The sequence below is a fragment of the Pseudoalteromonas piscicida genome, assembly GCF_002208135.1.
In the GTDB taxonomy this organism is placed as follows: Bacteria; Pseudomonadota; Gammaproteobacteria; order Enterobacterales; family Alteromonadaceae; genus Pseudoalteromonas; species Pseudoalteromonas piscicida_A.
The window spans coordinates 2,030,683-2,053,639 of sequence record NZ_CP021646.1 but is presented as its reverse complement, the minus strand read 5'-3'; the positions used below and the strand labels follow the sequence as shown (position 1 = coordinate 2,053,639).

Annotated in this window: 17 protein-coding genes and 1 pseudogene; 13 read left to right on the top strand and 5 right to left on the bottom strand. The window is 42.7% G+C overall.

Features of this window, described 5'->3' with window-relative positions; translation table 11 throughout:
* The first annotated feature begins 97 nt into the window (after positions 1-97).
* Both adk and B1L02_RS09635 read left to right on the top strand, forming a co-directional pair.
* The gene (gene adk, locus B1L02_RS09640) at positions 98-742 is read left to right on the top strand and encodes an adenylate kinase (RefSeq protein ID WP_010378026.1); all 645 of its coding nucleotides are present in this window, start codon (positions 98-100) and stop codon (positions 740-742) included.
* Between the two features lie 240 nt (positions 743-982).
* Entirely contained in the window at positions 983-1,216 is a 234-nt protein-coding gene (locus B1L02_RS09635; protein ID WP_088530861.1) for a hypothetical protein, read from the top strand.
* Between the two features lie 22 nt (positions 1,217-1,238).
* Here the strand turns inward: B1L02_RS09635 and cmoB are convergent, their stop codons facing one another.
* Together cmoB and cmoA are read right to left on the bottom strand one after the other, a co-directional pair.
* The gene (gene cmoB / locus B1L02_RS09630) at positions 1,239-2,207 is read right to left on the bottom strand and encodes a tRNA 5-methoxyuridine(34)/uridine 5-oxyacetic acid(34) synthase CmoB (RefSeq protein ID WP_088530860.1); all 969 of its coding nucleotides are present in this window, start codon (positions 2,205-2,207) and stop codon (positions 1,239-1,241) included.
* 8 nt (positions 2,208-2,215) lie between these two features.
* A complete protein-coding gene (gene cmoA, locus B1L02_RS09625) occupies positions 2,216-2,941 on the bottom strand; it encodes a carboxy-S-adenosyl-L-methionine synthase CmoA (protein ID WP_088530859.1) in 726 nt (241 codons plus the stop codon).
* Positions 2,942-3,056: 115 nt separating this feature from the next.
* Here cmoA and B1L02_RS09620 point away from each other — a divergent pair, with 115 nt between their 5' ends.
* On the top strand, positions 3,057-3,731 hold the full coding sequence (locus tag B1L02_RS09620) for a DUF3334 family protein (RefSeq protein ID WP_088532258.1): 675 nt from the start codon (positions 3,057-3,059) through the stop codon (positions 3,729-3,731).
* Positions 3,732-3,856: 125 nt separating this feature from the next.
* On the opposite strand, the gene B1L02_RS24400 is transcribed toward B1L02_RS09620, so the two are convergent.
* On the bottom strand, positions 3,857-5,410 hold the full coding sequence (locus B1L02_RS24400; RefSeq protein WP_232003174.1) for a response regulator: 1,554 nt from the start codon (positions 5,408-5,410) through the stop codon (positions 3,857-3,859).
* Between the two features lie 44 nt (positions 5,411-5,454).
* Entirely contained in the window at positions 5,455-7,587 is a 2,133-nt protein-coding gene (locus B1L02_RS24395; RefSeq protein ID WP_232003173.1) for a histidine kinase dimerization/phospho-acceptor domain-containing protein, read from the bottom strand.
* A gap of 105 nt (positions 7,588-7,692) precedes the next feature.
* Between B1L02_RS24395 and B1L02_RS09610 the strand changes: the two genes are divergently transcribed.
* From B1L02_RS09610 to B1L02_RS09570, 9 genes and pseudogenes are all read left to right on the top strand, one after another.
* Positions 7,693-8,814, top strand: coding sequence for a hybrid sensor histidine kinase/response regulator (locus tag B1L02_RS09610; protein WP_088530858.1), 1,122 nt, complete (start codon positions 7,693-7,695; stop codon positions 8,812-8,814).
* Between the two features lie 386 nt (positions 8,815-9,200).
* Entirely contained in the window at positions 9,201-10,043 is an 843-nt protein-coding gene (locus tag B1L02_RS09605) for an isopenicillin N synthase family dioxygenase (RefSeq protein WP_017219251.1), read from the top strand.
* A 328-nt stretch (positions 10,044-10,371) separates the two neighbouring features.
* Positions 10,372-11,282: pseudogene (nagK, locus tag B1L02_RS09600) on the top strand (N-acetylglucosamine kinase).
* Positions 11,282-12,406 carry an N-acetylglucosamine-6-phosphate deacetylase gene (gene nagA / locus B1L02_RS09595; protein WP_088530857.1) on the top strand — a complete coding sequence of 375 codons (1,125 nt, stop codon included), beginning with the start codon at positions 11,282-11,284 and terminating at the stop codon, positions 12,404-12,406. Before nagK ends, nagA begins: the two are co-directional and overlap by 1 nt.
* A 259-nt stretch (positions 12,407-12,665) precedes the next feature.
* The gene (gene nagX / locus B1L02_RS09590) at positions 12,666-13,799 is read left to right on the top strand and encodes a transmembrane glucosamine N-acetyltransferase NagX (protein ID WP_088530856.1); all 1,134 of its coding nucleotides are present in this window, start codon (positions 12,666-12,668) and stop codon (positions 13,797-13,799) included.
* Positions 13,800-14,061: 262 nt separating this feature from the next.
* Positions 14,062-14,880, top strand: coding sequence for a glucosamine-6-phosphate deaminase (nagB, locus tag B1L02_RS09585; RefSeq protein ID WP_088530855.1), 819 nt, complete (start codon positions 14,062-14,064; stop codon positions 14,878-14,880).
* Between the two features lie 55 nt (positions 14,881-14,935).
* Positions 14,936-16,033, top strand: coding sequence for an ISAs1 family transposase (locus tag B1L02_RS09580; protein ID WP_088530854.1), 1,098 nt, complete (start codon positions 14,936-14,938; stop codon positions 16,031-16,033).
* A 186-nt stretch (positions 16,034-16,219) separates the two neighbouring features.
* Positions 16,220-17,125 (top strand): NAD(+) diphosphatase, encoded by a 906-nt coding sequence (nudC, locus tag B1L02_RS09575; RefSeq protein WP_088530853.1) that lies wholly within the window; start codon positions 16,220-16,222, stop codon positions 17,123-17,125.
* Between the two features lie 2 nt (positions 17,126-17,127).
* Positions 17,128-18,306: a cystathionine beta-lyase gene (locus B1L02_RS09570; RefSeq protein ID WP_088530852.1), complete on the top strand. Its 1,179-nt coding sequence runs from the start codon at positions 17,128-17,130 to the stop codon at positions 18,304-18,306.
* Positions 18,307-18,587: 281 nt separating this feature from the next.
* Here the strand turns inward: B1L02_RS09570 and B1L02_RS09565 are convergent, their stop codons facing one another.
* Positions 18,588-19,724: an ROK family transcriptional regulator gene (locus B1L02_RS09565; RefSeq protein WP_088530851.1), complete on the bottom strand. Its 1,137-nt coding sequence runs from the start codon at positions 19,722-19,724 to the stop codon at positions 18,588-18,590.
* Positions 19,725-20,221: 497 nt separating this feature from the next.
* On the opposite strand from B1L02_RS09565, the gene B1L02_RS09560 reads away from it, so the two are divergent.
* Positions 20,222-22,888 carry a TonB-dependent receptor gene (locus B1L02_RS09560; protein ID WP_088530850.1) on the top strand — a complete coding sequence of 889 codons (2,667 nt, stop codon included), beginning with the start codon at positions 20,222-20,224 and terminating at the stop codon, positions 22,886-22,888.
* Positions 22,889-22,957 lie beyond the last annotated feature (69 nt).

The following is a 22,957-nucleotide window of genomic DNA, read 5'->3' as shown; positions in this document are numbered from 1 at the left end:
TCTTCCTTATCAATTAGTATAAGTTCCTTGAGGATCGGCACCGTATATGGAAAAATTCACCACACAAACACCAATAACTCCAAACGAGGATTCAATTATGCGCATCATCTTGCTAGGCGCGCCGGGTGCAGGTAAAGGTACTCAAGCTCAATTTCTAATGGACAAATATGGGATCCCTCAGATCTCGACAGGCGACATGTTACGTGCTGCTATCAAAGAAGGGACTCCGTTGGGTCTTGAAGCGAAAAAGGTCATGGATGCAGGTCAACTAGTATCTGATGAAATCATTATTGGCTTGGTAAAAGAGCGCATCGCAAAAGAAGATTGTGCAAATGGCTTCTTGCTTGATGGCTTCCCACGCACAATTCCACAAGCAGATGCAATGAAAGAAAATGGCATCAAAGTTGACCATGTTATCGAATTTGACGTGGCAGATGAGATCATCGTTGAGCGTATGAGCGGTCGTCGTGTACACCCAGGTTCTGGTCGTGTTTACCACATCGTTTACAACCCGCCAAAAGTAGAAGGCAAAGATGACGTAACGGGTGAAGACCTAATCATTCGTGATGACGACACTGAAGAGACAGTACGTAAACGCCTAGCGATTTACCATGAGCAAACTAAACCTCTCGTAGACTACTACAGTGCGGAAGCGGATGCTGGTAACACGCAATATCACAAACTTGATGGTACACAAGCTGTTGATGCGGTAAGCAAGCAGTTAGGTGAACTATTGGGTTAATGCCCTATTAGCTGTACATACTGAAAAGGAGCTAATTGAGCTCCTTTTTTTAGCGCGATTTATAGCGAACTTTTGACTTAAGTATGAGCATGAGGTTACTACACATTTACTTTATATGGTAAATAAATCATATTGACGGACTTATAGTGGCGTGTAAATTAAGTGTAATTAAATTGTGTTTTTTTTGTTTTTTTTGTGTCATTGTAGAGGTGTACAAATGTCTAACTAAAGGAGCTGACAATGCACTTAAAACTCAATAAAAAGAAAATTAAAACGCTATCTAAAGATAAACTGGCAATTCCATATGCTCAAACCCCCGCCATTGCTGGTGGGTTATCAAATGAACCTGAGTGCTTCACATATAGCCATGGGGGTGCTGCGGTACAGTTGCTCCTACAATTATTGACTGTAGTGCTGCTTGTCAACATTAGCAGTGGTACTAGGCTTGGATTTAACAGTCCAAGCCTTCATTAAGCGTGATTTATTTAACAAAATATTACGCTTTTGCGATAAATATAGCACGGAGCGGAGCAGGGTAGCCTTCAATGGTTTTGCTAGTGTCATTTGGATCTAAGAAATCAGCAAGCGACTCTGTTTCCATCCAAGGGGTTTGGCGCTGTTCGTCTAACGACGTGACGTCTTTGTTTACCACCTTGATATCTTTAAAGCCCACGCGCTCAAGCCACAATGTTAATGCGTCGCAGCTTGGAATAAACCATACGTTGCGCATCTTGGCGTAGCGATCGGTCGGCACCAATACGGTATTTACATCGCCCTCAATCACGAGTGTTTCTAGCACTAATTCGCCACCTTTTCTGAGCTGAGACTTTAGCTGTGCTAAAAAGTCGATTGGTGAACGACGGTGATATAGCACGCCCATTGAAAACACAGTATCAAATGCTTTTAACTCAGGAAGTTGCTCTACCCCTAAGGGTAGTAAATGCACGTTTGGATCGGGGTTAAAGTGTTTAATTGTTTGGAATTGGCACAAAAACAGATCGGAAGGATCAATACCAACAACAATCTCAGCGCCTTCACCGCGCATACGCCACAAGTGATAACCAGAGCCACAGCCGATATCCAATACATTACGGCCATGAAGATCGCTAATATGGGGGAGCAGACGGTCCCATTTCCAGTCGCTGCGCCACTCAGTATCAATATGGACGCCATGTAAATGAAATGGCCCCTTACGCCATGGCATCATGCGTTTTAGTAAATGCGTCAACTGCTTTTGATGACCTTCATTGACGTCTTCGCCAGTACCTATCTCAACCTTGGTTTTTATATCAACATGCGTGGTTGAGATCTCAGGTAGATTTTTAATGACTTTTTCCCATTTCGGCCAGTCGCCATGTTGGGCTTCTTTTTGCCAATGGCTAAGCTGCGCAGGCAACGTTTCTAGCCAATGGCTCAGCGGGGTTTTCGCAATGGTTGCATAAAAGTCGGTAAACCAATGATTCATAATTGCCTCTATTTTATAGCTACCATTGAGCAGAAGTTAAAGCACTGATACCACACCTGAGTTTGATTAAAGCCAATATCCTCTAATCTTGTCATATGGGTACTTAACGAGTCCGTGCGCATCACGTTTTCAATCGCGGTGCGTTTTTGGCTGATCTCTAGTTCTGAGTAGCCATTGTGGCGTTTAAAGTCGTGGTGAAGGTCGATAAGTAAGTTGTCTTTAGTACCATTTTCACCGCGGATTTTTTCACTTAATAGCAGTACGCCACCAGGTTTTAAACCCTGATATATTTTTTCGAGAACCGCTTTGCGGTTTTCTGGTGGAATAAACTGTAGGGTGAAGTTCATTGCAACGACAGATGCATTGCTAATCTCTATTTCATTGATGTCACCTAAAGTGACCGAGACTGGGACGTCAGATTTAAAGCCCTTTAAATGCAGTTGGCAGCGCTCTACCATAGGCTGTGAATTATCCACGGCAATGATATGACAGTTTTCTTTATCTATATTCCTACGCATGCTTAGCGTGACCGCGCCTAAAGAGCAGCCTAAGTCATATAAGTTTGAGTTACTTTGCGCGTAAGTACCCGCAAGTTTGCCCATTGTGCTTACTATTGTCGCGTAGCCCGGCACTGAGCGCTGGATCATATCTGGAAACACTTCGACGACATCGGCGTCGAAAGTGAAATCTTTTACTGCTTGCTCAGTGGCATAAATACTGTCTTTGCCCGTCACATTAAATCTCTCTTTGAAAATAATCTCGCTATTTTAGCATTTTATGCTGGATAGTCAGTGATAAATTCAGTAGCTTGGCTACTATTAATAATAAGAAGTAAATATGAGACCAAAAATGGCGAAAAGCAAAGTGATTAGCACAGAAGATATCCTCTCAACGCTATGCCACTCAGTAACAGAAGTTCTGTCGTCGGCAAGCGGCAACCAAATTAACTATTCCGCGATGGTACAGAAGATCACTCGTACCTGTATGAGACCTGACATCGGTTGTTTCGTATTGTTTGATGGCGGGTTTACCGGTTTAGTCGTTACCAATTTTACCGCGCAAGCAGCAATGGAGGTGTATACCGACTACATGCGAAACATGGGCATGCCTGAAGAAGAAATTGCGCATAGTCATTTGTCTGATGACGTTGCCAACGTATTGGGTGAGTTGATGAACCAGATTGTTGGTGATTTCACCAACAAAGTACGCGAGCAGCTACATACTTCTATCACACAAAACCAACCTAAGATGATGGCTATCAACAAACAGGTGCAGATCTCGGTAGATACAACGATGGATCGCCCGCAGGCGAGACGCGTTACCTTTACCACTCAAGGTCAGAATATTTTCTATCTTGAATTGGCAATGGATAAAACTGAGTTTATTAAGCTGCATGACTTTGACATTGCTGAGTCGGTAGACCCAGATGACATTATTGCAAGTCAGGCTGAGAAGAAAAAGCTGGCGAAGCCGCAGCAAGAAGATGTTGTAGATGACGACTTTATGGATCAGTTAGGACTGTAAAACCGTATTTAACCTGAGGTTATTTAAGCACATGTCTTTAAGCACGTAATAGAAAGACCACTGATGTGGCCTTTCTATTACGTCAAAATCTTCACTTCGCCTTCGAATAAAATATAGCCATGGCACTAATGCAGTGCGCCTTTTCCTGCATTAAGCTCAGGTGCTTCTTCTACATGCTTAATCGATGTTAGCATCATCAAAGCTTCATTGAATTCAAAGCGGGCGATGGCGGTTTTTAATTTCTGTAATTCTGCTTCAGATAAATAGTTACTTACGGAAATCGAGTCTACCAATTCAGTAGCTTGAGTATCATAATCTCTTAACGCACAAGCGAGCTGAATTAGCTCTTCTAATTGGCTGTTGCTTCCTTTTTCAGTGTTGTTTTTAGTTACATTTTCTAGCGATTTAGACGCTTCTCTCTTGCGGCGTTTTTGACATTGTTCCAGTGCATATTTAACGTATTTAATCAGCTCGTCAATTTCGCTCGCATTAGGTGGGCGCACATTGAGAGAACCCTCAATGTGCTTAAACTCTTCGGTCAGCCGGACTATAGAAAGGTTAGCGCTTGCGCCTTTTAATGCATGTAACATGCTATGTGCGAGTTCAAAATTCTCAATGGCTAAAGCCTGTTTTAAATTGATCAGCTCTTCAATCTGTTGGGATAGGAACTTTTCTAAGATATCGAAGTAAACCTTTTGGTTGCCTGCGGCTCGAGCAATACCCTCGGCAATATCAATGCCTTCAAACTCAATAACCTCATCAACGTCCTCTACCGCAGCGATGATTTCTGGTTGGGTTGCTACTGGCGCTGCTGAGAGGCTACTGGTCTCAGCATTTACGTATTTCAAAATACTCTTAACGAGTTGTTCAACGTCGATGGGTTTAGTGACGTGGCCATTCATGCCTGCATCGATACAAGTCTGTATGTCTTCTTCCATGGCATTGGCGGTCATAGCGAGAATAGGAAGCGCATTCTTATCAAACTCTATGCGAAGATTCTGTGTCGCAGTGATACCGTCCATCACTGGCATTTGCATATCCATTAAAATGATATCTATGTGTTTGCTATGCACGAGGTCTATGGCTTCTTGTCCATTATCAGCGACCGCCACTTGCGCTCCGAAGCTAGATAAAATCTCAACCGCGATCTCCTGATTAACAGGTTGATCCTCCGCGACCAAAATTGATAAGCCATCTAGTGCTTGTTTACTAATCGTTTGTTCTTTTTTGCTGATAGTGGTTCTAACTTCCGGTGAGTCAAACACGGCATTTTGAATAACGTCCACAAGATTTGATGGATTAATCGGTTTTAAAAGTACACCATCGACTAAGTTGGCTTGATCGTCGGTAAGATTTAACTCCCGACCATAAGCTGTAACTAGAATAAACTTACTTTTCGACACATCGACTTGCGATTGTAGTTTCGTAATAAGCTCAATACCATCGAGTTTTGGCATATGCCAATCGACGAAAATAAGATCTGGTAAATCCCGTGTTAGGACAAACTGATTTAATGCTTTATTAGGATCTAAATAAGAAGAAACTTGCATACCAAAGTTTGTTAGCATACCGCTTAAAACATCTAGTGCGTGTTGGTTATCGTCAATGATTGTCGCTGATAGTTCCGATAAGTGGGTTGAGGCCATTTTCGCCTGACACAGTTCATCACTGACTTCCATTTCTAATGTGAAATAAAACTCTGAACCGACATTTTCTTCACTCTCTACGTATATTTCTCCCCCATCAGCTTGACGAGCTGTTGCGAAATTGTGAGGCCAAGGCCTGTACCACCATATTTTCGGGTGATCGAGTTATCCGCTTGAGAGAAAGATTGGAATAGGTTTTTTTGCTGGCGTTTGTTCATGCCAATACCAGAGTCTTTCACGCTAAACTTAATTTTCGCTAAACCTGTTTCGATATTTACGAGGGTAACACGAATAACAACCTCACCAGTTTCTGTGAATTTAACCGCGTTACCCGCTAAATTGATGAGTACTTGGCTTATTCTAAATTGATCGCCAACAACACAGTAGGGCACTTGTGAGTCTAGATCAAAGACCAACTCCAATTGCTTTTCTTGGGCTTTTACACTGACGATGGTGGCGACACTGTCGAGTAGCTTTTCTGTTGAAAAGGGCTGATATTCTAACTCGATTTTGCCAGCTTCGATTTTTGAAAAATCGAGTATATCGTTGATCAATCTCAGTAATTGCTTTGCTGCAGTATCTATTTTAGATACGTAGTCATGCTGTTTTGCATTTAATTCGGTAGCGAGCGCTAGATGGGACATGCCGATAATAGCGTTCATTGGGGTTCTAATTTCATGGCTCATATTGGCGAGGAATTCGCTTTTCGCTTTTGCCGAGTTTTGGGCCGAGTCTTTTGCTTCTATGAGTTCACGTTGTAGCTGGTTTCTCTCTGAGACATCAAGGTACATTCCAACAATACCAGCTACAGCGGCATTTTCATTAAAAAATGGCGCCTCGTATACAATGAGTTCCCGTGCTTGTTCTTGGCCATCTAGCAATAATACTTCATAGGTTTGCTCTTGGGTTGTGGTGATAATTTCGTGAGCTTTGGACTCAAACAGACTGGCTATTCCTAAATCAAAAACTTCGTCTAGCTTGGCGCCAATCACATCCACTTCAAATTGATCTAACAGTGCCAAAAATGACTTGTTTACCCCCATAAATATACCGTCAGTGGAGCGGTAGTACGTAGGGTTTGGGATAGCATTGATTATATGGTGGGTAAGTTCAAGTTGTTCGCTTAAGGCCGACTCTGCCTTTTGTTGCTTTTCGATATTTTCATAAATGGCAAGCGCGAGGCTTAAGTCCTTACACAAGTATTCAAGCGCTTCGAATTGGCTGTCAATCAAGGCCTGAGCACTACCGACTAGTAGCACGTAAACAACATGATTACCAATGGTTAGTGGAAAGCAATAACGGCCTTGTAACTTAACCTCGACTTCGTGTTCTTTGAGCCACAGCGGTTCTTGTTGTACTTGTGGTTCGTTATTTGCCGCGCAAAGCTCTATTGTAGAGGCAATAATCGAATGGTTTGGTGTAACTCCATGACTTTTCACTAACGACAACGTGTCGTCCTTTAAATTGGCATAGAGACAGACACTCGGTGCATTGAACTCATTGGCGATAAACTCTAGTGCGTGCTGCACAATAGGCTCGGAACCGGTGATAGATTTGAGCTCGCGATTATAGTTTTCGATAATTGCGGCTGATGCCAACTTTTGGCTTTGAGAGGTACTGGCAGCATGGATCGCTTGTGTGAGCCGTTTTACATCAGCGTCACTGTTTGTGGGCGTTACAGAAAGAGGGGCGCCGTTTAACGCTTGTGCACGTAACGTATTGACAATCCGATAGAGCGGTGAGAAATGTTTGGTGCGCATAAACCAAACATAAAAGCTTAAAAACAGCGTTAGAGCCGCGAAAGCAAGACCAGTAATAAACAGTATTTGTAGTTGTTGATTGGCGCTTGTTTCGAGTTTAGCGTTTGCAATGAGAGGTAGTTGTGAGATGGCGTTTCGATAACTTTGAGGCAAATCGGTCTGTTCAACCATACCTGTTAAAAACCGTGATTTTAACCTAGCTTGGGTTTCATAAATTTGTTGCAGCGGAAGCGGTAATGCATGATCAGGCGCAGATTTTATTTCACCTAGCCATTGGGTGTTTTTATCTTTGCTGTACATCTCAAGTGAGAGGTGGTTGTGATAAGCAGTATTAACGTCGGTTGCGAGTGTACTGTGCGAGGTTGTTGAGTAGTAGATGAGCGTTGCGCTTCCTAAGGCTGCTATTAAGGCAAGAAGTGCGATCCAACTTAGTAATGCTTTTGAGGACATAAGTTATTATTTACGCGTGAATTTATATTTAAACATAGTCGCGATATACAATTTCTCAAGCTATGCTGTAAAAAGTGTCTATTTTAAGGACTTGAGTAACGTTACATGTCTGACATTTTAATTGTTGACGATATGCCAGAAAACCTCCAAGTGCTGCAGCTCATATTGAGAAAGGAAGGATACAAAGTGTTAGCAGCTCGTGGTGGGGATATTGCCTTAGGTATTGTTAAAAAGCACCAACCGGAATTAATTATTACCGATATTAAAATGCCAAATATGTCGGGGATTGAACTGTGTAAAGTGCTTAAATCCGACAATTCGACGGCAGCCATTCCCGTTGTTTTTGTCAGTGCTTATGAAGACAGCGAGAGCTTGGTACAAGCATTCGAGGTCGGTGGTGTTGATTACATCACCAAACCCTATAAACCCGCTGAAATCATCGCCAGAGTAAACACCCAATTTAAGTTAATTGAAGCGCAAAAGTTAGCGGTAAAACAGCAGCTATCTAAAGCGATAAACCAAATGGTGATGGGGATCGCACACGAAATCAATACCCCCCTCGGAACCAGTATTACATCCAACACCTTTTTAGAGGGCGTCATGCAAGAGCTACAAAGTGCACTTGCAGCAGGCACGCTTACGCAGGATGGGTTGGTGACGGGATTTGAGCAGGTCAAAGACAGCAGTGCGCTGTGCAGCCGCAATCTAGAAAAGGTTGCTAAGTTTGTCAGCTTATTAAAGTCAGTTTCTCAGTCTGAGCGAGATAGCAGCTGTGCCGAAGTAAAATTAAAAGAAATAGAAACACGATTGAAAAAAGATTTTTCAAAGCAAGACGTGCAAATCCAGTTTGTTGGTAACACAACAACTGAGGTTTATGTGGATGGACAAGCATTGGTTGAGGTACTGAGCAATTTAGTTGAAAACTCCATCGCTCATGCGTGGATTGACCATGATCACCTTGTCAGCATCACTTTTACGCTCTCGGGTAACAATTTACATGTGAATTACACCGACAATGGAGTAGGCCTTAGAGGAATTAGTGCACAAGAGTTATTAAAACCATTTGTTACTACAAAAAGAGGTAATGCAGGCCATGTAGGGTTAAGCGCGAATTTAACTGCCAATTTGGTTTCAGGGGCACTTAATGGAGAGTTTAGTGTGAAAAATACACCACATGGATTGGAATGGGATATCCAAATACCGATAGATGCCCCAGATAATGCTTGATCTGCATCAAAAGTCTCGGGTCCTATATACAAAAGCGGACATAAGTCCTTATATCATTTGCGCTAATTCAATAAGCTCGCTCGCTGTTAAAACGTAATCTTTAAAAAGTACATCTACTAACAGTGTAATTAGCTACACTTTTTGAAGAATTATCGACAACACGATCGTATAAGGGCTTTTTAGCCTTTGCTGTTGCTGTTTTGAGAGAAGCTTGTTAGATACAAGTTGATTGCTTAAAAACAACCCCTAGGTTAACAGACCCGATAACATACGCCTTACCTTCTACTAGGTACGCAGTGTTGAGATGACACGGGAAGTGCGTTATTTGCCACAATGTGCAATTGAGTAAATAACCACGAATTACTAATAATTTTGGTGGAACCATTATGCAACAGTTACCTACCGTAGACTATCAATCGCCAAATGCTGCGAAAGAATTTGTAGAATCATTAAGAAACACAGGTTTCGGTGTACTAAAAAATCATCCAATCCCTCAAGAGTTGGTTGAGTCAATCTACAAACATTGGCAAGAATTTTTTAATTCAGAAGAAAAGCACGAGTTCCTTTTCAATAAAGAAACCCAAGATGGTTACTTCCCACCAGAAGTATCTGAAGTTGCGAAAGGTTTTACAGTAAAAGATATCAAAGAGTATTTTCACGTTTATCCAAAAGGCCGCGTACCGGCTCAATTAGAAGCGGAAATTCGTGAATATTACCGTTTAGCGAGCGAGTTTGCGCAAGAATTGCTAAGCTGGGTTCAAGCTGAAGCACCAGCAGATGTGAGAGCGAGATTCTCTATTGACCTTAAAGATATGATCAAAGAATCAGAGCAAACATTACTGCGTATTCTTCATTACCCACCAATGACTGGTGATGAAGAACCAGGTGCAATTCGCGCCGCAGCTCATGGTGATATCAATCTACTTACAGTATTACCAGCAGCAAATGAACCTGGCCTACAAGTGCAAAGACAAGATGGCAGTTGGTTGGACGTACCATGCGACTTTGGTTCGCTGATTATTAACATTGGTGACATGCTGCAAGAGGCGTCGGGTGATTACTTCCCATCGACAATTCACCGTGTGATTAACCCTACGGGCAAAGCGTCGACGAAATCTCGTATTTCATTGCCGCTATTCTTACATCCAAGACCGGATGTTGTGTTGTCAGAGCGTTACACTGCAGATAGCTATTTGCAAGAGCGTTTGAGAGAACTTGGGGTTAAGTAATCTAGCCCTAGACTTACGATAGCGAATAACCTGAACCATAAGGTTAAATTGATAAAGCGACTTGATGTAATATTGAGTCGCTTTTTTATTATGTGTCTAACAACCTCTAATCTCTGTTAGTCCTTGTAATTTGAAGATTATTGCAATTTTTCACTGACAATCCTCATAAACTGTGCAATATTAGTTTTTTTCAAAATGAAGAAATTTCTTGAAAAATTTAATGACAACGCTGTCATTTGTTGTGTAACATCAATTCAACATGAATGAAAAACCGTGTCTAACGAAAATAATAACGCGGTCCAATCCAGAACAAAGTAGGGGTCTTTACATGATGGCTAAACAGGTTAACCAAGACCAACTATACATCGGCGTCGATGGTGGTGGAACAAAATGCCGCGCTACAATTTATTCTCTTCAACATGGCGTTTTGGGTACGGGTCTAGGCGGTCCTGCGAATCCCTTACATGGTTTAGAGCGCACGCTTGAATCCATCATGGTGTCGACACAAATGGCGTTACAAGACGCGGGTCTTCGTGTTGAACAAGTACATGAGCTAAATGCAGGCCTTGGCCTTGCAGGTGTTAACTTACCCGCGCTCTATGACAAAATCATGCAATGGGAGCATCCCTTTAAACAAATGTTCCTTACCACAGATTTACACACCGCGTGTATTGGTGCCCATGAGGGTAGCGATGGGGCAGTGATTATTACGGGCACCGGCTCCTGTGGTTTTGCCTTAGTTGATGGTAAAACAGTGAACTATGGTGGCCACGGTTTTGCGCAAGGCGACATGGGCAGTGGCGCTTGGATGGGGTTAGAGGCGGTAAAAGCTGCGTTACTCGATCTTGATGGCCTTGGCGAAAAAACGTCTTTGAGCCAAGTATTACTAGAGCACTTCAGTGCGAAAGGGGCAATGGGTATTGCTGAACAAATGGCAGGGCAGCCGTCTAGTGGTTATGCAAAGCTGGCTCGTTATGTATTAGCGCAAGCCAAGCAAAATGATAAAATTGCCCTTTCTATCGTAAAGTCTGGTGCAGAATATATTAGTCGTTTAGCGAAGCGTTTACTCGAACTAAACCCGCCTAGACTCTCTATGATCGGCGGATTATCAGAGCCGCTACAACCTTGGCTCGACCCAGAAGTTGCAAAGCAAGTCCAATTACCTAAACAACCTCCTGAAATGGGGCAATTTACTTTGCAATTCAAAGTGCAGGTCAAGAATTAAAAAAGGCGAACTAATGAAGACTCAATGTTATTTTGCTCCAGAATTTTTTGATGGTGAAAATTTTAGAAAAGACGTTTACTTCGAAGTAAACGACGGCCAAATTGGTTATATCAATGAGTCGCAAGCGGCCAATGTATCTAAGTTATCGGGACTAGTTGCACCAGGTTTTATTGATGTACAGGTTAATGGTGGTGGCGGTGCATTTTTTAACGCCGAGCAATCCACGGCATGCTTGGCGACGATGGTTAAAGCACATGGCCAATTTGGTTCAACGGGATTAATGCCAACCCTTATCACTGACAAAATTGAAGTAATGCAACAAGCGGCAGACGCAACAGCAGCAGCTATCGCTGCTAATCAGTCAGGGGTGTTAGGGATCCACTTTGAGGGCCCACACTTATCCCACCCCAAAAAAGGCACCCATAGCGAAAAGTTCATCAGGCCAATCTCCGAGCAAGAGTTTGCGGTATACGGGCGTCAAGATCTAGGTATCAAAATGGTAACTTTGGCACCTGAAACCGTGCCGCTGAGCGATATCGAGCGCTTGATTTCACTCGGTGTAAAAGTGTGTATCGGTCATTCAAACGCGGACTATGACACAGCTAATGCTGCACTCAATGTGGGCGTTGATGGCTTTACTCACCTATTTAATGCAATGTCTGCGTTTACGTCGCGTGAGCCTGGCGTTGTCGGCGCCGCGCTTTGGAATGACAATAGCTGGTGTGGCTTGATTGTTGATGGTCATCACGTTCATCCATTGTCGGCGCAACTTGCGATTCGCACTAAGCAACGCGGCAAAATGATGCTAGTGACGGATGCTATGCCTCCAGTTGGCACTGATGATACGGAGTTTGACTTTTTTGATGGCAGAAAAGTTATTCGTACAGGCGACAGGTTAAACTCAACAACCGGTGAACTGGCTGGCAGTGTATTGGATATGGCAAGTGCAGTGCGAAACACCGTCAATACGCTTAACGTAAGTTTAGCCGAGAGTTTACGTATGGCTTCTCTCTACCCTGCACAATATCTAGGTTTATCACAAAAGGGGCATCTAAGATCGGGTGCTGATGCCGATTTTGTGGTGCTCGACAGCGACTTGATTGTGAAGCAGACCTATATTGGAGGTCAGTTGTTATAACTGGCCTGCAATTGAATAGTGGACACTAACACCCGTTTAAGTTTCCCTGATAAAACCCCGCAGCTGTATCGCGGGGCTTTGTTTTTTTACGCTTAGCTGGTATTTAGTTAAGTATGAGTGGATCGACAACTCAAGAAGCGATAGCAATTTGCTTAAAGATACGCTCACGATTGCAACGTCTATGAAGCTTAACCTTGAGGCAAATGGATTTGCTTGATTGAGCGATCCATCGTTAATGTTTTCACGCGGATAAATAGCAATGACAACGAATAATAAGCCAAAGCGACTTGCGTCTTTAGATGCCTTACGCGGCATGGATATGTTCTGGATCTTAGGTGGCCAGTCTATTTTTGCGGCACTGTTTGTACTGACCGGATGGCAAGGGTGGAAGGCTTTTGAAGCGCATACGCTTCATAGCCCTTGGCATGGTTTTACTTTTTATGACCTTATCTTTCCTCTATTTATTTTTTTATCGGGTGTCGCGATGGGCTTGTCGCCTAAACGTATCGACCACCTGCCCTTTAATGAACGTAAACCGTTTTATCTCAAAGCACTGAAGCGCCTTTTGTTACTGTGTGCTTTTGGCGTGTTATACAACCATGGTTGGGGAACTGGGATCCCAATGGATCCTGACAGTGTTCGCTACGCCAGCGTATTAGGTCGCATCGCGTTTGCTTGGTTCTTTTGTGCTTTACTGGTTTGGCATACTAGCTTGCGAACCTTAGCCTATGTAGGTGTAGGCATCTTGTTATTTTATTGGCTATTACTTTGCTTTATCCCCGTTCCTGGTGGACAAGCAGGGGACTTAAGTGCAAATGGTGTTGGTAGTTGGAATGCGTTCATTGATACGTATTTGCTACCTGGGATCAGTTATCAAAATCGTCCAGTTGACCCCGAAGGTGTGCTGTCAAGCTTACCTGCCATTGTAAATGCGATTGCAGGCGTATTTGCGGGTCGTGCGATTGCCAATGCCCAAACGCAAGGAGAGTGGAAAACCGTTGGTATTTTGGCAGGCTCAGGTTTACTTGTCCTAGCACTAGGTTGGCTTTGGGACATGCAATTTCCAGTTAATAAAGAATTGTGGACAAGCTCATTTGTGCTAGTAACCGTCGGCTGGAGTGCAATTCTACTTGCGGTATTTTACGCGATAGTAGATGTACTCAGCTTTCAACGTTGGGCGTATCCATTTGTTATTATAGGAGCCAACTCCATTATTATTTATTTGGCGTCAAGCTTAGTGAATTGGACCTTTATTAGTAAAAGCGTATTCGGTGGCGTGATTGCCGCCGTGCCAACAGCGTGGCAGCCGTTAATGGCCGTTTTTGGGCTACTGGCGGTACAGCTTTTAGTGCTGCATTGGATGTATAAACGCCGTATTTTTGTAAGCGTATAATATTCACAACTATCCTTTCAAAAAGCCCACAACGATGGGCTTTTTAGCACCTTTCGATTGCATAGAGTAAAAAATATCCATATTTTTTTTCACTTTTGCTTTACAAGCGAATTATTTCTGATAATAATGACAGCGTTGTCATAATGGTAATAACCTAATGTTGTGTATCCCAATTAGGTTCGATCTGACCTTGCTTTGATTGCACGCGAGGCAAGGCTCAGATCCCATTTTATTCTAATCATCTCAACATTTGGTTAATCGTATGCAAGTAGTCATTTTAAAAGACGCTGCCGAAGTGGCAGCATATGGTGCAGACATTTTTACAACGCAATTAAAGCGTAAAGCTAACTCTGTGTTGGGATTAGCGACGGGTTCAACACCGGTCGCTTTGTATCAAGAATTAATTAAGCGTAACCAAGCGAACGATATCAGTTTTGCTGAAGTTATCAGCTTCAACCTAGATGAATATTTAGGCTTAGATGGCTCGCACCCACAAAGTTATCGTTACTTTATGCAGCAGCAGCTATTTGACCATATCAACATTGATAAAAGTAACACGCACGTACCGCCGGGTGATGCAAAAAATCCAATTACGGCGTGCGGCGAGTATGAAGCGCGTATTAAATCGGCTGGTGGTATTGATGTACAACTTTTAGGCATTGGCAGAAATGGCCATATTGGCTTTAACGAGCCATCTTCTGGCTTAACGTCACGTACTCGGGTTAAAACCCTAACGAAAGCGACGATTGATGATAACGCTCGTTTTTTTAAAGCTGATGAGTACCAACCTCACTTGTCAATCACTATGGGTATTGGCACGATTTTAGATGCTAAAAAAGTCGTGTTGTTAGCGACGGGTGAAAACAAAGCTGATGCTGTTGTTGCTATGGTGGAAGGTCCGTTAACTGCGGCGTGTCCGGCTTCGGCACTACAAATGCATCGTGACGCTGTAATCGTCATCGATGAAGCTGCCGCATCTAAGTTAAAAGATATTGAATTCTATAAGCATATTGAAAACGAAAATCAAAAGCTGTTGGACTATCTTGCCTCTCTGTCAGGGCGGGATCGAACTTTAAATTGACGAGTATTGGGGTTTTATGATCTGATTGCGCATCGCAATTTTTTAGGTCGTTACAATGAGCATCATCACACATTTAGAGTGGATTGAAGATCCTAGAACCGATGTTAATATCAAACATAATCTTGTCGACGTCTTGTTTTTAACTTTGAGTGCCGTGCTTAGTGGCGCTGATGGATGGAAATCAATTCAAGAGTTTGGTGAGTTGCAACTGGATTGGTTAAGGCAGCATCGTCCTTTTGAACATGGCATACCCAAACGTCACTGCATTGCAAACATAATCAAAGCTTTAAATACCGATGCTTTGCTTAAGGCTCTGCTAGATTGGATTAATTCTCGTCGTGAAGAAGCTCAAAAGCCACACATTGCGATTGATGGAAAAGTGCTTCGAGGTTGTTGGAAAGACAATGTGTACAATGCGCTAAATGTGGTTAGTGCATTTGATGTTGATAATGGCCTAGCCTTGTATCAACAAGCTGCGCAAAATAAGGGTCAAGAAGGTCAAATTGCCCGTGATATCATCGACATATTAGCGTGTAAAGGTTGCATTGTGACGCTTGATGCTCTGCATTGCCAAACGAAAACGTTGGAGACGATAGTAAAGAATAAGGGCGACTTTATTATCCAAGTCAAAGCCAATCAGCGTAATTTACACAATGCTATCGCTGAGCACTTTACAGCTCACTATGACAGCATGGGCCCACACGAAGAAACACAAAGCAATGGAAATGCTCATGGCCGAGGTGAAAGTCGTCTAGTTATGCAACTACCGATTAAATTACCGCAGAAACTCAAAGAGAAATGGCCTCATGTCAAAACGGTGATTGAGGTTGCAAGAGGTCGTAAATTAGGCGACAAAACCAGTTATACCTCCCACTTCTATGTCAGTTCATTGGCGGTAGAGCCAGAGTTAGTGGCAAAAGTAATACGCAAACATTGGCACATAGAGAATCGACTTCACTGGGTGTTAGATGTTGTTTTCAAAGAAGATAAATTAAAGGTAGCAGACCCAGACGGGGCGGCACACATCGCTTTGTTCAACAGAGTATGCTTAAACATAATTAGGCAACATCAAGGTAAAAAAGACAGTTTAGCAGCGAAACGAAGAGGAGCAGCTTGGAACGGTGATTTTAGGACGGAGTTACTCTTTGGTTAATCTATAAGCAAAGTGGAATCCCACCCTGCCTCTCTGTAGTGTGAAATCACACTGTAGTTTTCAAAAGCCCATTTATGGGCTTTTTTTTTGCCTGTGCCTCTGCGCTATGGTAGTTTTAAAGTCTCGCTGAGGTGGATAGATTGTTCCAGAACACGAAGGAATAGGGGCTTGCTGTATTACACTCAAATGACGTTAGACAGAGCATCTAACGAAAGAAAAGATCAAAACTGGTTATTATCTCAAATGGGTGACAATAGTCGCTGGTTATTAATTCAAGACGACGCAAACCTAGTGCGTACAGGAGATAACGAGTTACACTATCTTTCTCGAGCAGACGTCGCTGATTTAGCACTTCAAGACGCGATATTCTTAGGTCGTGACGAAGCAGCGCACAGCTATTTTGCACTTGACGTCTCCAAACAACGAGACAAGCTCTCTTTTATCGACTCCGAGTCAGAATTCATCGACATGCGCCAAGTGGGCCGTAACTTGCCAAAGCAGCAAGGCTCAATTGGCGTGCTTGCACGAGGCTTATGTTACTGGCATAAAACCCATTGCTTTTGCGGACGTTGTGGGCAACCCAATAAAATGGTTGAAGCAGGTCATGCAAGACGCTGTGTTAACCCAGAATGCCGCCATATGACGTTTCCACGAACAGATCCTGCCGTTATCATGCTCGTCACTCATGTTTTCCCTGATGGCGTTGAACGCTGTTTGTTGGGCCGTCAGGCTGTTTGGCCAGAAGGCGTATTTTCGACGCTGGCTGGGTTTGTTGACCCCGGCGAGTCGTTAGAGCAAGCCGTGATAAGAGAAGTGATGGAAGAAGCGGGTGTTGAAGCGTACGACGCTACGTATATTGCCTCACAGCCTTGGCCGTTCCCGTCTTCACTTATGCTTGGATTTATCGCGAAGGCGAAAACCACAGAAATTTTTGTCGAGCAAGATGAGCTTGAGCAAGCTAAATGGTTTTCACGGGCGGAGCTCAATACATTTTCAGAGTGGGGTGATACAAAGCCCGGCTATAAACTCACCAGAGAAGACTCTATCTCCAGATATTTAGTTGAATACTGGCGTGCACAATCAGAAGAGTAATTATGAAAAAGCATACAAAAATCGTTGCTGCTGGAAGAAAAGCAGAATATACCAAAGGGGTAGTAAACCCAGTTGTTCAGCGCGCCTCTACCGTGGTTTTTGAGAGCGTTGCCGAAATGCAAGAAGCGATAAAAGGCCGTGGACATCGCACCCTGTTTTACGGTCGTCGTGGCACCAATACCCATTTCGCATTGCAAGATGCCATTACTGAGCTTGAAAATGGTGCGGGTTGCGCCTTATATCCGTCTGGTGCTGCTGCTATCGCACAGTCACTACTGTCATTTTTAAAAGCAGGTGATCACTTGCTGATGGTGGATACTGCGTATGAACCAACCAGAGATTTGTGCGATAAGCTGTTAAAAGGCTATGGCATAGAGACGACTTACTATGACCCTATGGTTGGCGCTGGTATTGACGCGTTAATTCAAGACAATACCAAAGTGTTGTTCTTGGAGTCTCCAGGTTCAATCACCATGGAAGTACAAGATGTACCAGCGATGGTCGAAGTTGCAAAGCGCCGTGGCGTTATCACTATGCTTGATAATACGTGGGGTAATGGCTGGCAATTCCGTCCGCTCGATCATGGTGTTGATATCAGCATTCAAGCGGCAACCAAGTATATTGTTGGACATTCGGATGTCATGATGGGGGTTGCCGTTGCAAACGAGCGTTATTGGCCTGAGCTTAGAGAGCACTCGTATTTACTTGGTCAATGCACCTCTGCAGATGATGCTTATTTAGCACTACGTGGGTTACGTACTATGCCTGCGAGGTTAAAACAACACGAACAGTCGGCAATGACGGTGGCGAAATGGCTCGAAGCGCATCCGCTCGTGGATCACGTTAGGCATCCCGCTTTTGAGACTTGCCCCGGTCATGAATTCTTCAAGCGAGACTTTGATGGCAGTAATGGTTTATTTTCAATCGTAATGAAAGCAGGTAGCCAAAAGGCGATTAACCGTTTCTTAGATGCTTTATCCCATTTTAAAATGGGTTTCTCATGGGGCGGCTATGAAAGTTTAGTTACAGCCAATAAAACCATGGAACATTTGCGCTCAACCACAGGTTGGACACTTGGCCCCGTGGTCCGCCTTCACATCGGTCTTGAAGACGTAGAAGACTTGATAGAAGATTTAGAACATGCACTTAAGGTCTACGAACAAAACCTCGGTAAATCATAAGACTTTTAGTATATTTCGACTTTGAATTGCCTCGGAAAGAGAGGCAATTTTGACATTTAATTGCTTCTTGTTTCGAATGAGAAAATACCAGCTGTGATAATATCAGCGTAAACATACTTTTTCGTTAGATGCTGTTGACTAAGTACCTATTGATTGCGAGAACAGGATACTATGATAGACAATACTGCTAGAGTAGAGGGGCTGTCTACTCACTCTAAATGAGATAGTTCAAAATATCTGCTCCCGTAAACGTTAATATTTAGAATCGACTAAATGATGGGTTACCTACTAAAAAAGTAAAAGGCTGGGATAGATGTAACGCCTGCTTCCAATATATTATTGCCTGTCGAAATGAAAATATCAGGCTTCGGGGCGGTTAACCCACCGAATGATGGTGAGGAAATCTGGACCCTATCGGCTAATTTTCTTTGCAGTTTTGACGGTAATCGACCAGTAAAGATAATAGCCTTTGGATCGAGTATACTTTGGATGGCTTTTAACGGGTATTTCATTGACTCTGCACAAGCTATAATCCAAGACTCTACGGTGGGGTGTTCGTTGTCAATTGCTTCAAGAATGTCTTCAAACTCTATCGACTTACCCATGGTGTCGTTAAAATACTGTTGTAGGGAGCCAATTGTTGGCCTAGGTATACTTGTATTTGAGTTAAACAGTGTTGCGATTTCGCCAGCATTTCCGTATGCCCCGTCAACAATTCTGCCGTTAACAACAAAACCACCACCGACATCGAGTGTAAACAGCAGCAAGAAGAAGCTTTGCATTTTTGCAGCAGTTGGGGTAAGAGAAAACCCTATTGAGGCTGCATTCCCATCATTTTCAACAAAGCAAAGGCAGTCATAGCGTTCGGCAAACATCTTTTGAAAATCTATATGCGACCAACCAATTGGATCTTGTTGAGAACAAATTTGACCTTCGATATTGGTAAAGAAGCCAGAAATAGAAACGCCGATGCCTAATACAGTGACTTTGGGGTCAATTGATTCAAAAAGTTTATCTAGCATTTTAAGAGCGAGTTCAGTTGCTTTTTGTGCTGATAAAAGTTTTCCTTCTTCACATTGCTTTTGAATTATTTCGCCATTGAAATCTTCGAGAAGTACAGTAACTCGATCGTGTTCAAATACTACACCAACACTGCAAAAAACATTCTCTTTAATTGTTAGATATATAGCGGGTTGTCCTCGTTGTCCCTCAGTTCTGGAATGCTCTAAAATTACACCAAGAGAGATGAGTTGCTTTGTTAATCGTGTTAATGATTGAGTGGATAGTTTGGTTTCTTTCGCTATCTGCGCCCGAGTTGCTTTCTTATTTCTCTTGATAACTTCAAGTACTTTTTTATGGCTACTATTAAGCTCTTCTTCAATACCTGATGTTATTTCATGCTTATTCTTGTGATGCACTAAGTCGTTCTCCCATTTAAAAATTCCCTTTATTTATTCCGTAATTATCCAAGGAGAAATACTGTCATAATTTCACAATATAGTCCATATCAATACTAAATCGCAGTGGTCATTGTAGTGCATTTTTATTAATACAAAAGTATTGATGTTTCTGCATTAATACTAATATTAAGTACCATTTCGGTACTTATATATTGACAGGGACGGGTTTGGGTAATATTTTAAGTATTGTGATGGTACTTAATCACGGCCGAATTAGAGTCAAAGTTGATAAGTAGAGTGTCTAAGCTGGTGATGTGCGGCTACATAAACTACTGATTTTTCTTAATTCAGCTAGGTGAAAAGGATGGTTCAGGGGGTTGTTATAAGTTTTGTTTGTGTTCAGTGTGTTTGGATGTAGTGAATGCAGATGAAGGTGTACTTAGTTGTCTCAGAGTTGTATGTGCTCAAAGTTAATATAGTTAATTTAATTGTAACCTAAGGCCTGAGGGTGAGAGATGAAACATAATAAACATTCGAATAGCAGAGTAACCAAGTTTCTACCTGCACTAGCAATAACATTATCGTTCAATTCAAACACGATTGTGGCGCAAGACAAAGAAAAGAAAATAGAAGAAAATTCTATCGAAAAAATTGAAGTAAAAGGCTTTAGAGGTAGCTTAAACCGGTCTTTGGCACAGAAAAGGTGGGCTGTGGGGGTCATTGATGCAATTTCTGCTGAGGACTTAGGCAAGTTTCCTGACCTGAATATATCAGAGTCTTTGCAACGTGTTCCTGGTGTAACACTTAATCGAAATAGTAATGGTGAGGGCCAAGCTATTAATCTTCGTGGGCTTGGACCTCAGTTTACCCGTGTTGAAATAAATGGAATGTCAGGCACTGGAAATGGTTCCGGGGGTCGCTTCGGTACAAGTTCTGGAGAGCGTGGTTTTAATTTCGAGCTACTAGCTTCAGAGTTATTTAGTAACGTAGAAATTAGAAAGTCGCCTACAGCAAGTGATGTAGAAGGCGGCATGGCTGGTATAGTTTCACTAGAGACGCCCAAACCGCTAACTTATGATGGTTTGAAAGCTAGTGTATCGCTTCAAGGGAATTACAGTGAGCTGAGCGAAGAAACAGATCCTCGAGGCTCATTTCTTGTTTCGAACAATATAGATGATACATTCGGTATCGCTTTTTCTTTGGCGTTAGCTGATACAAATTTTCGTTCTGACACTGCCGAAGGTGGGTCATGGCGTCCTGGTTCGTCATTTGGTCGCGGCGACAGTGAGGCGCTAATTCCAAACGGTACGCGCTATTATAACTTTTTGGAAGAAAGAAATAGCGTTGGAAGCACCTTAACAATCCAATATCGACCATCCGATAATTTAGAGTTAACCTTTGACGGCATTTATGCCACTTTGGATAGTGAGAGGCTTGCCAACCGTAACGACATGCCAGTAGAAAACCCCGGTACTGTCGTAACACTTGAAGAGCGAGATGGAGTGGCGACGTCTGGAAGTTTTAGAGGTGTACAGCAGCGTGTTGGCACAAATTTTATTGATACTGAAGAGAATTTTCTTCAACTTACATCTAAAGCAGAGTGGATACTGAATGATAACTGGGTGATTAAGCCTTTTGTTGGTTACTCAAAGCGTAAGGCAGAGCGTCAATTCGATTTATATTCCTTCCGACTTGCAGATGAGAATGGGTTTGATCCAGGTACCGTGTCGTTTGGGGTTCGAGGTGACTTTATCGACTTTGGCTCTTCGGAAACTGATTTTACAAGTAATCCAGAAGACTTCCTGTTCAATATATTTATATTACGCCCCTCTATTGATGAAGATGAAGAGATAAGTACACAGATAGATTTTGAGAGGTACTTCGATTCCAATAGCTTGTCTTCTGTCGAATTTGGTTTTAGGTATGCTGACCGAAAAAAAGTGAGGTTACAAACCCAAGAGCGCCTACAACGAAATGTAGATGACCTAAGAGTAGTACCAAGTCTTGCCGCTGTAGCTGGTTATTTGCCTTTTGATGTTTCAGGTGCAAATGCGCCGTTACAACAACTTTTTGCAGATCCATCACTAATTCGAAGTGTTTATTATCCAGGTGGTAATGCGGTTGATGGTACTTTTATTAGACCGCTGCCAGGTTTTAATGCTTCTGAATCATGGTCTGTGGAAGAGGAAACTATCAATGCCTATGCTCAAGCTAACTTCGAGTTTGATGAAGTATTCTTCAACGTTGGTTTACGACTTGTAAATACAACGCAAACTTCTAACGGTAATACAGTTGCTAACCGGTTTCAGCCAACTGAAAAAATAACACCTGTCTCAGTCTCAAATACTTACACTAGATATCTACCCAGCTTTAATTTTAAATACAACATTGCAGAGGAAATGGTCTTAAGAACAGCGTACACCAAATCGCTAACTCGTCCAAACTTATCAAGTTTAGCGCCATCGGAAACGGTTAATGGTATTGATGAAGGCGGTGGTACTGGTAGCACTGGTAACCCAAATCTTGAGCCATTTACCTCTGACAATTTCGACCTGGTATATGAATGGTATTTTGCTGAAGAGGCGTATTTCTCAGCTAACCTTTTCTTTAAGGATATCGGTGGCCTCATCGATACAACAAGTTTCACCGAAATTCGCTCATTCCCGCGTCAAGCAGACGGTGTGATTGTCGAAGGACCTATTGTATTTACGAGTTTTGAAAATGGCGTTTCAGCTGAAATTAGTGGATTAGAGTTAGCTTATCAGCAGCCGCTTAGTGAGAGCTTTGGTGCAGTTTTCAATTTCACTTATGCCGATAGCTCTGCTGATTTTGGCACCGATGGTGATGTGCGTAGTACAGGTTTGCCTGGGTTATCTCGTTCAAGTTATAACGCAACGCTTTATTTTGATAATGGAGTCTTGGACGCAAGGCTGTCATATGCTTGGAGAGAGCGTTATCTCGCTGACTTTACGGATGACTTTGGTGTGCCGCGTTTTACTGATGATTTTGGTCAGTTAGACTTTTCAGCCAATTATGCGGTTTCTGATAATCTCCAATTGCAGCTTCAAGTTCTCAATATTACTGAAGAGCAAATCGTCAATCAGTCAACCGACAGATTTCTTCCTTATGGTGTCAATAACCTAGATAGACGCGTGATGTTTGGTGCACGTTATGTCTTTTAGTTAACTTTCCCCGTGCAGGTTAGAAAATCGGCTTAGGGTATAAGTTTCCGTTAAAGTCGGCTCGGAGTG